The sequence below is a fragment of the Parabacteroides distasonis ATCC 8503 genome (genome assembly GCF_000012845.1).
GTDB lineage: Bacteria > Bacteroidota > Bacteroidia > Bacteroidales > Tannerellaceae > Parabacteroides > Parabacteroides distasonis.
Map to the genome: position 1 here is coordinate 1000754 of NC_009615.1, position 10150 is coordinate 1010903.

Below are 10150 nucleotides of genomic sequence, written 5' to 3' on the forward strand. Positions count from 1 at the left end.
CATTATTGATTGTCTCCAGAAAAAAAGGCGATCTGAAAAGATAACACCGGATCATGTGCCGGAGGTAGAGTTGATGAATGCAATCCATACGGAAACAAGAAAAGAGTTGAATAATCTTTTTCTATCTGGTAAAATAGGGATTACAAAGACGTTAAATTCAAAGGCTATTTATATAAAGGAGTGATATGGATAAAGGATTCATAATGCTCTCACGTAAGTTTTTCTCTAATGAAATGTGGGAAGCAGCCCGGACTTTTAGCGAGTGCGAAGCGTGGCTCGATTTGATTCAGAGTGCACGATTTGATGCAACGCGGCTTACAGCCAGTATCGGAGGTAGAGAAATAACATACGGAAGAGGACAATATCCGGCATCTGTGCGCTTCCTGTCTAAACGTTGGAGGTGGGGAGAACAAAAAGTTAGGAGCTTTATTGAAAAGTTGATAAAAAAGGGAATGGTCACTACTGATAACTCACAGGGCATGACCGTTATAACATTAGTGAAATATGATGATTATAATATCAATAACACAGCAAATAACACACAAGATAACACATCTAACGTATTGGATTATAATAGAATAAAAGAGTTTGTAACACAGGTTGTAACACAGCAAATAACACAACTACAACACAGCGATAACACAAAGAAGAATAAAGAAAATAAAGAGAAAAATATAGGAGATTCTGACGAATCTCTTGTATGTGGGACTTCGCAGCCCCACACCGAACATATCGATTACTCCGAACTTGTCAAATTCTTCAATGAAGAAACAAAAGGTGTATTTGGTACGGTCAGGACTCCGCTTTCTGATAGCCGTAAAGGGATGATTAACGCACGTATAAAATCTTACGGCAAAAAGACGTTTGCCGACATGATTCGTAAGGCATACCAAAGCGATTTCCTGAAAGGGCAGAACAAAAAAGGCTGGACAGCATCTTTCGATTGGCTTATCAAACCAACGAATTTTGAGAAAGTAATATCAGGTAATTATGACAACAAGAATAGCAGAAACGATCCGGCAATTCCAAACAGGGCAAAATCACGAGAAGAACAAACAGACCGTGAAATCCTCGAATATGCCGCAAAAGCTTTCGGAAAAGGCATGGTTAGTAGTAAATAGGTACGGGGACGGTGAAAGTTTCGCTAAAAAGTTCAATCCTTCATTACAGGTTGTATGTGCTCAAAATGTGGAACGTTCGTTCAAAGGTAATGCGCCTTCATTGGCTTTGCTCGGAGAAACCTATCCGGATGAACAGGTGAATACTTGGATAATTGCTCAACTGATGGACTTGTACAAGTTTGCCGGTGTAAAGGAGAAGCCTACATTCCAACAGGTCTTGGAGCTTTCCGTGATGATACGTGTGGAATACTATTACTTGAAAGCTTCCGAATTGTTGCTTTTTTTCTTCAAGTTGAAAGCTGGCGAATATGGTACCTTTTACGGTGTTGTGGATCCTATGGTAATCATGTCTGCTTTAATAGAGTTCAAAGCATACAGAAAAAGGCAACTGGAGAAATACGACCGGGAAGAACAGGAAAGACAACGAGAAGAAAGATACGAGAAGCAAGGTAAGAACTCCGTCCCGTTTCCGGATCATTTGGAGTTTCTGAAAAAGATTATGGAATCAGAATAATCAAGCTAAAAAAATGAAAACAGTAGAAAAATTAAGAATAGTGCCTATTGGCACGATTGTAAGCGTTGCAGATCGGACACTGCGAATACAGCAAGGCTTGCATGGCCCATCTGAGGCCGGACCATGAAAGCGTAGTTTTTGCTAAAACGAGAGAGACATGACACATGGATCATTATTTTCTGGCGTGGGCGGTTTTGACCTTGCCGCCGAATGGATGGGATGGGAGAACCTGTTCCATTGCGAGATTAACGAGTGGTGCCAAAAGGTACTGAGGTTTCATTTCCCAAAAAGCATTCAATATGACGATATTACAAGAACTGATTTCACTCCGTGGAGAGGGAAGGTTGACGTACTCACAGGAGGGTTCCCTTGTCAGCCATTTTCAACGGCAGGAAAGCGAAGGGGAGCGGAAGATGACCGTTACCTCTGGCCGGAAATGCTTCGGGCAATACGGGAGATACGACCCGCTTGGGTCATTGGTGAGAACGTTGCTGGAATCACCAGCATGGTACAACCCGGCAGTGAGGTTACGGTGGAAAGTCAAGCCTCTTTGTTTGAAAAGGCTGACAAGGAAACAATACTCGAACAAGAGTACGTTATCGAAACCGTCTGCCGAGATCTTGAACGTGAGGGATATTCCGTCCAGCCGATTCTTATTCCAGCTTGCGGTGTCGGAGCGCCGCACAAGAGGGACAGGGTATGGTTTATTGCCCACTCCGAGGGCGATGGAGATCGTGGAGCATCCCATGAAGGCGGCGGAACGACTCAAGGATCGTACGGGAAAGAAATTGAACAATCTTTCATCGGGAGCGGCATTTGGACTACTTCCCACCCCAACTGCTCAAGAGGGCTTCAATTCGGGGAAAGGAGAGATATTCGTGACAAGGAACAATACGATCAGGATAAGGAACCAGAACGGCACGAGCAGCCGTCTAGGTTTGGAGGGAGCGGTGAAGCATATGTTATATCCGACACCGACAGCCCAAGATTTCAAGCGAAGGGGTCCGAACAGCAAACAACAGGGATTACCGGAGGCGGCCTACGAAAAGATGTTACCGACACCTACGGCGAGAAGCTACAAACATGGCTCAAAAATAACGGACGGGAGATCGAGGAGGAAAATATCGCAAGGCTGGACAATGGAGTTGAACGATCTTGCTGTATCAGGGCTTTTGCCGAATCCGACAAGAAGAGACGATGCCTTATGCAATATACCAGTAATGATTGGCCAGCATTGTCAGCAGAACTATGGAAAGACTTCCCAACTCAACCCCCTGTTTGTCGAAGAAATGATGGGTTACCCTTTGATGTGGACTACCTTGCCATTCCTTTCACAAAATGGAGACAAGAATCCATAAAAGCCTACGGAAACGCCATCGTCCCACAAGTAGCATTTGAGATATTCAAGGCGATAGAAACATCAACCTTTCATCATAGTTGAAAACTGCATTCATCTATGATGAGAGCAAAGAAAGAATATAAAATTATATGAGAACACCAATCACATATTATGGAGGCAAGCAAAACTTGTCCGAACGCATTGTATCAATGATGCCTAGGCATAAGATATATTGCGAGCCATTCTTTGGAGGAGGAGCGGTATTTTTTGCGAAGCCTAAAGCAGGGATAGAAGTGATCAATGACAAGAACGACTTGTTGATAAACTTTTTCAAGGTCTGCCAGTCCGCATCCAAATTTAAGGAGTTACGTGAGAGAATCCGATTATCGCTACACTCCGAGTCTGACTACATTAGGGCTAGGAACATTTATCGAGGACGATCTGAGGTCTCGGATGTAGACAAGGCTTGGGCCGTATGGATCATGGCAAATGAGTGCCATTCTGGTAGCTTGTATGGAGGATGGAAATTCTGTAACGGTACCGCCGGGACACACTTCGGGAAGGTTTTCAGGAATAAGCGTGAGGAGTTCAACGATAAATTGTACGATCGCCTATCAGAGGTGCAGATTTCCTGTAGGGACGCGTTGAAAGTTATCAAGAACAGGGATAGCGTTGATACGTTATTTTACCTTGATCCTCCTTATCCCGGGGCGGTTCAAGGTCATTATTATGGTTATGGGGAGAATGACCTTGCGGATCTGCTAGATCTTTTGTCTCGGATCAATGGTAAATTCATTCTCAGCAATTACTGGACTGACACCTTACGCTCCTTTGTCAATGAAAACAAATGGAACCATAAGGAAGTAAAAGTCACCACTCATACGGCCGTTCACTCTCGGATAAGGGAGAGTACGGAGGTTTTGGTTTACAATTACGAGATTGAGAAAACATTGTTTTGATATGAGAAATAAAGAACTAATCGCTCTTCTCCAAGAGCAAGACCCGGAAGCGGAGGTAATGATCCGCACGTCGGATAAGGAATATTACTACGATTTAGTGGACGTGTTCACGGATAAGGATGGGGATGTTATATTACAGGAGGGATAAGATGATGAGAATAAGCGATGAATAGTGCTGTATGAATTGTGCGCTCAGGAACGAGTGCCTACACGGTAAGAATTCGTACAACCTATTGGACTATTGTGATAGTTATATCGATGAAGATGACACAAACGATTCCTATACAAGGGAAGATTTGGAGGACTGGTAACCATGAACAAAGATATTGCACTATGCGGTAGTTATCCAAGCTAGGTAACCATCCCCTCCGAGAAAAGGTTTTAAATGTAAGGAATATTTTAACAATCAATGATTATATGAGTTGGGGAATGAACGTCAGGCAAACCAATGATAACGGAGAGAACACCGTTATTGAGGTCTGGTTCCATGATAATTTTATAGCCTTTCATTATCATGGATGGATAGACAAAAAGCAAAGGAAGATAGCGGAGAAATGTACACGTCACCGTTATATATGGGGTAAGTACTATGTCGCAATGGAGACAATACTACCCTTCTATGCGGTGAGAAAGTTTCTAATGACACCGAAATGCTGGGTTAACTTTATTAAGTGGTTTTATAGGGCTTGGAAATACAATAGGAGGATAAAGTATGTTGACTAAAAGTATGATTTCAGATGGTTTGCTGCAATACTACAATTGGCAAACCGATTACTGTCTTTTTACAAACACCGATTCCATGGATGACTTTTTAGAAAACGAATTGCCAGATGATTATGAAGTCATAGAACGAGATCGCAATCAATGTATAGTCGATATGGACGGAGATAAGTACGAGATAACCGCGTATGGAGATGGTGATTTTTCCCATCATGTAGCATCTATTTATAAATTAAGTTAGGAATAAAGATGAACACACAAATTTGCACGAATAAAAAACAATCATCACGCCTATTAGAGGCCGGGGTGAGACCGGATACGGCAGACATGTATTTGGATGAGTTTGAATTGCCGGTCGCATTTGAATATAGAAGGATTGAAGGGCACGTGGGTCAAGATATGGCATTCCCGGCTTGGTCTCTATCCAAGCTGATAGACATGATGCCTAAATCATACCAAGATGATATTGACGGGATGGTTTATTACCTATCCGGAAATTTCGTTGAGTTAATGTACGCATCGGACTGGATCAAGGACGGGGAAGGTGACAATACTTACAATTGCGCAAAATCCTTCGACAAAGAGAATCTGATGGACAATATGGTTGACGCTATCGAATGGCTTATCAGAGAAGGGCACTTGAATAAGAAATTCCTAACAGATAAATGCGGCGATTGCCGACTTATCGAGGATGAAGACACAAACGGAGAGGCTTGGTGCGCCTTCCATCAAAAACCGACAATGTGCGATAGTAGAGCTTGTAAGGATATTTTAAAGAAATGAGTACAAAATGAGAGAGATTAAATTCAGAGGGAAGTGTTTTGATAATGAATGGGTATTTGGAGATTTATTGCAGTCGAACATAACTCAAATTATTGCAAAAAAGGAAATATTCGATTCAAATTTAGAATTGGAAAGAATCGAATATGAATATTATGACGTAAATCACAATACCGTAGGCCAGTACACTGGCCTAAAAGACAAGAGCGGAAAGGAGATTTACGAGGGGGATTTAATAAAAGCTCCAAGCGGACGTATTTATGCCGTTATATTCTCAACATGGAAATATGAAGAGAAAAGAGAGTTTCTAAAAGTAATTGATATTTATGAACATACAGGATGGTGCATATCCCTAGATGGGGTTAATCCATGTGGACTGCTAGACTTTGAGGTGTGCCAAGGAAGTGTTATAGGCTCAGTGTATGACAACCCAGAACTACTGAAAGGAGGCACGAAATGATTAAGGCTTTAATATGGGCGATAATATCGCTTTTGATGCTATTTGTCATGACATCTGGAATATCTATTCAGCTCAAACCATTTCGTATAGACATTACTTATCCATATTTCGGATTAGGAATTGTATTGACCGCCATAGGGCTTACCCTGTGTATCGGATCAGCGTACTACTATGGAATCTCAAATAACCAATACAAAGATGGCTATAAGAAAGGATTTCATGCCGGCGTTGAATATGTTATAGAATTTGCAAAACAAAAAAAGAATGAAGAATGAGCATAAATAAAGTAATCCTTCTCGGTTATACCGGCAAGGATCCTGAAGTGAAAGATGTTGCCGGGACAAAGGTCGCCAATCTATCGCTTGCTACCACGGAGAAGGGTTATACCCTTCAAAACGGGACCCAAGTTCCGGACCGCACGGAATGGCATAACCTTGTCTTTTGGAAAGGTCTGGCCGAGGTCGTAGAAAAGTATGTTAGGAAGGGTTCTCAAATCTATATCGAGGGTAAGATCAAGACCCGGCTGTATGAGGATAGAATGGGATCAAAGCGGTATGTGACAGAAATATTTGTTGATAAGCTGGAATTATTGGGAAGTAGACCTGCTCAGCAAGAAGCCAGTCCACAATCGGCACTCTATCAACCTGAGCAACCAAAAGATGATCTTCCATTCTAAAAACACAAGAGGCAACGCCCCGAACAACCAGTAACGTCACCTCTCCACACGATTATTTAGTGCAAATATAAATATTTACTTTTAAATAATCGTGCCATGTTTTCAGAAATTGCGGAAATAAAATCCATCAGAGAGCAGAAATCAAAGTTGTCAGAAAGAGAGAAGGAATTAACAGAACCTACATTGACCGACCTTAATATGATAGAAACGTTATATGGGTGGTTCCAAGAGATTATTTCTCAAAAGGAAATGTTTAGGTTGGGGAATGTTACCCAAAGAAAGAAATTTATTTTTATCATCCTGTTTTTGTACTCTCCAAGCACTCTCGCCGGCGGGAAGATGAAAAACGGTCTTCGGAATAAATTAGCGGAGGTCTTAGGCGTTAGTGCGCAGACGGCCATATCCGATAACCGTAATAATCTTGTTTTTTCTTATCAGTTGTATAAGTATTTCCGGCAGGATGTGGATTGGATATATGGGGAGATGATGGAAAGGATAAAGCCAGAGAAGTAGGCCGGCTTCGTTAATTGTTAAAAGTAACAAATATGTTACTGTTTTCTTTGTGGTTACTTTTGTGGTTGTAACAAAAACGTTATATTTGTGGCGTCAATTAAAAAGTTCTTTGATTTTATGAAGTATTCAGAGTTTTACAAATTGATTGAATCAGCAGGCTGGACAATCAAAAAGGGGACGAACCATTACAAATATGTTCATCCCGACTTTGACTACTTTATCCCTGTCGGTAGGCATCCGGCAAAAGAGATTCCAAACGGTACTCTTGATAGTATGATGAAAAAGGCGGGGTTAAAGAAGTAAAAGGACTGCACCCACTTTGGTGGGTGCTTTAATTGACGAAATTAAAAATGGCACGATTATGAAGAAGATTAAGGCGATTATCGAAAAGGCGAATGATGGAGGTATTTCTATTTATTCGGAAGATGTGAATGGTGCGTATGGCTTCGGGCTTACGGAACAGGAAGCAAAGAATGACTTCATATCCATACTTGAGGAACAAGCCGAATATTATAGCGAGAAGCATGGGGAGTTTCCTGTGTGGTATAAGTCTGGCTATTCTGTTTCGTATATTTATGATTTGAGTGGATTCTTCGAGGCATTCCCTTTCATTAATGCCAGCAAGTTCGCAAAGGAAATTGGATTGAACGAGTCCGTTATGCGAAAATACAAAGGAAAGATCGTTACAGCTTCCGAAAAGCAAAAGGCTATAATCCAAGAGGGGTATAATAATATCCTCAAAAGAATGGAAGCTGTCAGATTCTGATATTCCAGCCGTGAGGCTCTGATATAAAATCGAGAACTAATTGACAAAAGTAGGCGCATCGTTTTGGGTGCGCCTTTGTTTATCGTTATTTTATTTTATGTGAAAATGTAAATGCCGGCTTCATTTCAGACTTGTTGGCTTTATCTATTTGCTTGTTAATATCCTTTACGCAAGAATTATATTGTTCTTCATGTGCGCTTGGATTGTATGGACTTGCTTCTGCTTGATATTCTAAAGTATCATATTTTGCAGTTACGATAAGTTTCTTTCCCATGATTTTATTCTCCTTTCTTTATGATTGGTTTCTTTTTTCGCTCTAACTCCCCCTTCCTAATTATGCAAATAGCATTCTCATAAGGTTCTTCTGTCTTTTGCCAGTAGTTCAGAAGTGACTGTCGGGCTATTCCGAGTTCTTGGCTTGTATAATTATCATACATAGCCGATGGCGAACCGAAATACCTATGCAATCCGGTAGCCTTAATTTCTAAGTGTATTACTCCTTTTGCTTCCATGATGCAAAAATACTTATTTATTATTATGTATTATAAATAATACTCTAAATTATGATTTGTTAACGTATAAATAGTATTTTGTATTATAAATGATACTATCTTTGCATCATCAGAAACGAAGTAATAACAAATAAAACATATACGATCATGGCAACAAAGAAGATTGATGAAAAGAATACATTGAAGTATGCAGTAGCATTCTACTTCTGTACATTAGGCAAAATAAACTTCATGTTAGGCAATAAAATGTATCAGCATATAGATACTGTATGTGACCAAAGAGAAGATGGTAGAGGTTTCAATACTTGTGAGGTCGTTTACAACTACAAGGCTCAAAAATATGAGGTTTTGAATGTAGATACAGAGATAGGCAACAAAGAGATTACGATATTAAATAATTAACCAGCAGGGCGAAAGCCCTGCATAACGCAGAATCAATATGAATAAATCGATCAATGCAAAAGCGCGGGTAAAGATTATCACAGATTTTGGATATTGGTGTTTGGCTGAAATTCGAGGATTGAAAGAAGGAACGATTTTAGAGGGCAGGTATAACCCCATAAACAAAGCGTTTGATTTTTCTTGGAATGGTCAAGATGCAATGTTATGGATTGAGCAGAATGGAGAACTGATTAGTACCGAAAAGGAATCTATAATAGGCAACATAGTAGTTACAATTGCCGTATGTTATGGTAAACATAAAAATATTATAGCCGAGTTCGATACAATGAAAGAAGCAAGAAAATATGTAAAAGACGAAGGTTACAAAGACAGCATTGAATATTGGTATCTTGCCGCTGAAATTATAAACGAAGATGGCGATATAAATCCTGCTGTATGGGCTAAATCGAAAGCAGAGGCAGTTAGAAAGTTGAAAAAGTTATTATGATATTAATTCTGTAGCTTTCTGGCTACCATAATACAAATGATTATGAGTACACCAAGAACATTAAAATCGGCATTAGAAGCTGGTTATGTGATTTGTAAACTATATGCCAAATATGACAAGAAAATCCGTGTAACAGTACAAGAACGCTTTCATCAAGCTGATAGAAAGATGTTTCTTGATTTTTGGATTGACAGAGAGTATTTCAAGCGTAATTATCCTAATACATACGACAGATTATGAGAATATATTTTGCACAAGTAGAAACAAGGTATAGGGCAATCAAAGAATGTCCATTTAGTCCTTCTGTAATTGCTAAGGTTTATGGTGGGTTTATGTGTTTTGAATCTCGTTCGGACTACAATATATGGAAAAATCAAAAATGAAAGCAGATTTAGTTTTAGTTATCAGCCCCGAAGCCCCATTGACGAAGCAACTAGGCAAAGTGTTTGGCAAGCTGGTAACCCCTTATAACTTCTCTACTATAGAGAGGAGCGAGAAGTATGTCACGATACGGCATGATGAAACTGGGCTTGTAGTGGCTTATACGAGTGAAGAAAGATTGAATGTGAAATATTAAATATAGATTATTATGGGTACAGAACAAGATATTTATAACAAAGGATTTGCAGACGGTGTAGAACGTGGGAAATTCAATATCCTTAATGATACAAATGAATTTCTGAACACGCTGATAGAGAACTATGATATTATAGAAGTAGTTCAACAGTTTTCAGATGGTGATATTGATAGGTTACAAGAGTGGATAAAGGATAGATAGCCATGAGTAATACAGATGTAAGAATATTCATCCTGCTTATGATTGTGGCACTCTTAGGTCAATGTTTCGGTACGATTACCAAAGTTGAATCATTGTTATGTGTAGTGCAGGCGATTTCTGTAA

At 40.0% G+C, this 10150-nt stretch carries 20 protein-coding genes; 17 read left to right on the plus strand and 3 right to left on the minus strand.

Annotation, left to right across the window (positions count from 1 at the left end; genetic code table 11):
* Positions 1–185: 185 nt before the first annotated feature.
* The 5 genes from BDI_RS04265 to BDI_RS20845 all read left to right on the plus strand — a co-directional run bounded on the left by BDI_RS04265 (position 186) and on the right by BDI_RS20845 (position 4081).
* On the plus strand, positions 186–1121 hold the full coding sequence (locus BDI_RS04265) for a hypothetical protein (RefSeq protein WP_011966197.1): 936 nt from the start codon (positions 186–188) through the stop codon (positions 1119–1121).
* Positions 1078–1635: a DUF6633 family protein gene (locus BDI_RS04270; RefSeq protein ID WP_041525550.1), complete on the plus strand. Its 558-nt coding sequence runs from the start codon at positions 1078–1080 to the stop codon at positions 1633–1635. The genes BDI_RS04265 and BDI_RS04270 overlap by 44 nt, the downstream gene beginning before the upstream one ends.
* Before the next feature lie 157 nt (positions 1636–1792).
* Positions 1793–3076, plus strand: coding sequence for a DNA cytosine methyltransferase (locus BDI_RS20120; protein WP_011966199.1), 1284 nt, complete (start codon positions 1793–1795; stop codon positions 3074–3076).
* A gap of 47 nt (positions 3077–3123) precedes the next feature.
* Positions 3124–3933: a DNA adenine methylase gene (locus BDI_RS04280; protein WP_011966200.1), complete on the plus strand. Its 810-nt coding sequence runs from the start codon at positions 3124–3126 to the stop codon at positions 3931–3933.
* Position 3934: 1 nt separating this feature from the next.
* A complete protein-coding gene (locus BDI_RS20845; RefSeq protein ID WP_158303807.1) occupies positions 3935–4081 on the plus strand; it encodes a hypothetical protein in 147 nt (48 codons plus the stop codon).
* 663 nt (positions 4082–4744) lie between these two features.
* Here the strand turns inward: BDI_RS20845 and BDI_RS21325 are convergent.
* Positions 4745–4867, minus strand: a complete 123-nt coding sequence (locus BDI_RS21325; protein ID WP_256682609.1) for a hypothetical protein — start codon at positions 4865–4867, stop codon at positions 4745–4747.
* Positions 4868–4902: 35 nt separating this feature from the next.
* On the opposite strand from BDI_RS21325, the gene BDI_RS04295 reads away from it, so the two are divergent.
* From BDI_RS04295 to BDI_RS04325, 7 genes are all read left to right on the plus strand, one after another.
* Complete coding sequence (locus BDI_RS04295; RefSeq protein ID WP_011966203.1) at positions 4903–5436, plus strand: hypothetical protein; 534 nt, start codon at positions 4903–4905, stop codon at positions 5434–5436.
* 7 nt (positions 5437–5443) lie between these two features.
* Positions 5444–5893 (plus strand): YopX family protein, encoded by a 450-nt coding sequence (locus BDI_RS04300; RefSeq protein ID WP_011966204.1) that lies wholly within the window; start codon positions 5444–5446, stop codon positions 5891–5893.
* Entirely contained in the window at positions 5890–6168 is a 279-nt protein-coding gene (locus BDI_RS04305) for a hypothetical protein (protein ID WP_005638465.1), read from the plus strand. Before BDI_RS04300 ends, BDI_RS04305 begins: the two co-directional genes overlap by 4 nt.
* Entirely contained in the window at positions 6165–6569 is a 405-nt protein-coding gene (locus BDI_RS04310; protein WP_011966205.1) for a single-stranded DNA-binding protein, read from the plus strand. The genes BDI_RS04305 and BDI_RS04310 overlap by 4 nt, the downstream gene beginning before the upstream one ends.
* Before the next feature lie 96 nt (positions 6570–6665).
* Positions 6666–7082, plus strand: a complete 417-nt coding sequence (locus BDI_RS04315; protein WP_011966206.1) for a hypothetical protein — start codon at positions 6666–6668, stop codon at positions 7080–7082.
* A gap of 117 nt (positions 7083–7199) precedes the next feature.
* The gene (locus tag BDI_RS04320; RefSeq protein WP_039850072.1) at positions 7200–7385 is read left to right on the plus strand and encodes a type II toxin-antitoxin system HicA family toxin; all 186 of its coding nucleotides are present in this window, start codon (positions 7200–7202) and stop codon (positions 7383–7385) included.
* A gap of 58 nt (positions 7386–7443) precedes the next feature.
* Positions 7444–7848 carry a type II toxin-antitoxin system HicB family antitoxin gene (locus BDI_RS04325; protein ID WP_011966207.1) on the plus strand — a complete coding sequence of 135 codons (405 nt, stop codon included), beginning with the start codon at positions 7444–7446 and terminating at the stop codon, positions 7846–7848.
* An 85-nt stretch (positions 7849–7933) separates the two neighbouring features.
* On the opposite strand, the gene BDI_RS04330 is transcribed toward BDI_RS04325, so the two are convergent.
* Positions 7934–8122: a hypothetical protein gene (locus BDI_RS04330; RefSeq protein WP_041525551.1), complete on the minus strand. Its 189-nt coding sequence runs from the start codon at positions 8120–8122 to the stop codon at positions 7934–7936.
* A 4-nt stretch (positions 8123–8126) separates the two neighbouring features.
* Positions 8127–8360 (minus strand): hypothetical protein, encoded by a 234-nt coding sequence (locus BDI_RS04335; RefSeq protein ID WP_041525552.1) that lies wholly within the window; start codon positions 8358–8360, stop codon positions 8127–8129.
* Between the two features lie 147 nt (positions 8361–8507).
* On the opposite strand from BDI_RS04335, the gene BDI_RS04340 reads away from it, so the two are divergent.
* From BDI_RS04340 to BDI_RS04360, 5 genes are all read left to right on the plus strand, one after another.
* Positions 8508–8762 carry a hypothetical protein gene (locus BDI_RS04340; protein WP_011966208.1) on the plus strand — a complete coding sequence of 85 codons (255 nt, stop codon included), beginning with the start codon at positions 8508–8510 and terminating at the stop codon, positions 8760–8762.
* Between the two features lie 37 nt (positions 8763–8799).
* Positions 8800–9249 carry a hypothetical protein gene (locus tag BDI_RS20970; RefSeq protein WP_011966209.1) on the plus strand — a complete coding sequence of 150 codons (450 nt, stop codon included), beginning with the start codon at positions 8800–8802 and terminating at the stop codon, positions 9247–9249.
* Positions 9250–9291: 42 nt separating this feature from the next.
* A complete protein-coding gene (locus BDI_RS04350; RefSeq protein WP_041525553.1) occupies positions 9292–9489 on the plus strand; it encodes a hypothetical protein in 198 nt (65 codons plus the stop codon).
* Between the two features lie 139 nt (positions 9490–9628).
* The gene (locus tag BDI_RS04355; protein ID WP_041525554.1) at positions 9629–9826 is read left to right on the plus strand and encodes a hypothetical protein; all 198 of its coding nucleotides are present in this window, start codon (positions 9629–9631) and stop codon (positions 9824–9826) included.
* Positions 9827–9838: 12 nt separating this feature from the next.
* A complete protein-coding gene (locus tag BDI_RS04360; protein ID WP_041525555.1) occupies positions 9839–10027 on the plus strand; it encodes a hypothetical protein in 189 nt (62 codons plus the stop codon).
* Positions 10028–10150: the final 123 nt, after the last annotated feature.

What these genes read in the sequence shown, in the direction of transcription:
- BDI_RS04320 (WP_039850072.1), top strand. Translation starts at nt 7,200, where the DNA reads ATGAAGTATTCAGAGTTTTACAAATTGATTGAATCAGCAGGCTGGACA.
- BDI_RS04360 (WP_041525555.1), top strand. Translation starts at nt 9,839, where the DNA reads ATGGGTACAGAACAAGATATTTATAACAAAGGATTTGCAGACGGTGTA.
- BDI_RS04350 (WP_041525553.1), top strand. Translation starts at nt 9,292, where the DNA reads ATGAGTACACCAAGAACATTAAAATCGGCATTAGAAGCTGGTTATGTG.
- BDI_RS04270 (WP_041525550.1), top strand. Translation starts at nt 1,078, where the DNA reads ATGCCGCAAAAGCTTTCGGAAAAGGCATGGTTAGTAGTAAATAGGTAC.
- BDI_RS21325 (WP_256682609.1), bottom strand. Translation starts at nt 4,867, where the DNA reads ATGATGGGAAAAATCACCATCTCCATACGCGGTTATCTCGTACTTATC.
- BDI_RS20845 (WP_158303807.1), top strand. Translation starts at nt 3,935, where the DNA reads ATGAGAAATAAAGAACTAATCGCTCTTCTCCAAGAGCAAGACCCGGAA.
- BDI_RS04315 (WP_011966206.1), top strand. Translation starts at nt 6,666, where the DNA reads ATGTTTTCAGAAATTGCGGAAATAAAATCCATCAGAGAGCAGAAATCA.
- BDI_RS04305 (WP_005638465.1), top strand. Translation starts at nt 5,890, where the DNA reads ATGATTAAGGCTTTAATATGGGCGATAATATCGCTTTTGATGCTATTT.
- BDI_RS04340 (WP_011966208.1), top strand. Translation starts at nt 8,508, where the DNA reads ATGGCAACAAAGAAGATTGATGAAAAGAATACATTGAAGTATGCAGTA.
- BDI_RS04280 (WP_011966200.1), top strand. Translation starts at nt 3,124, where the DNA reads ATGAGAACACCAATCACATATTATGGAGGCAAGCAAAACTTGTCCGAA.
- BDI_RS04330 (WP_041525551.1), bottom strand. Translation starts at nt 8,122, where the DNA reads ATGGGAAAGAAACTTATCGTAACTGCAAAATATGATACTTTAGAATAT.
- BDI_RS04300 (WP_011966204.1), top strand. Translation starts at nt 5,444, where the DNA reads ATGAGAGAGATTAAATTCAGAGGGAAGTGTTTTGATAATGAATGGGTA.
- BDI_RS04325 (WP_011966207.1), top strand. Translation starts at nt 7,444, where the DNA reads ATGAAGAAGATTAAGGCGATTATCGAAAAGGCGAATGATGGAGGTATT.
- BDI_RS04265 (WP_011966197.1), top strand. Translation starts at nt 186, where the DNA reads ATGGATAAAGGATTCATAATGCTCTCACGTAAGTTTTTCTCTAATGAA.
- BDI_RS04355 (WP_041525554.1), top strand. Translation starts at nt 9,629, where the DNA reads ATGAAAGCAGATTTAGTTTTAGTTATCAGCCCCGAAGCCCCATTGACG.
- BDI_RS04335 (WP_041525552.1), bottom strand. Translation starts at nt 8,360, where the DNA reads ATGGAAGCAAAAGGAGTAATACACTTAGAAATTAAGGCTACCGGATTG.
- BDI_RS04295 (WP_011966203.1), top strand. Translation starts at nt 4,903, where the DNA reads ATGAACACACAAATTTGCACGAATAAAAAACAATCATCACGCCTATTA.
- BDI_RS20970 (WP_011966209.1), top strand. Translation starts at nt 8,800, where the DNA reads ATGAATAAATCGATCAATGCAAAAGCGCGGGTAAAGATTATCACAGAT.
- BDI_RS04310 (WP_011966205.1), top strand. Translation starts at nt 6,165, where the DNA reads ATGAGCATAAATAAAGTAATCCTTCTCGGTTATACCGGCAAGGATCCT.
- BDI_RS20120 (WP_011966199.1), top strand. Translation starts at nt 1,793, where the DNA reads ATGACACATGGATCATTATTTTCTGGCGTGGGCGGTTTTGACCTTGCC.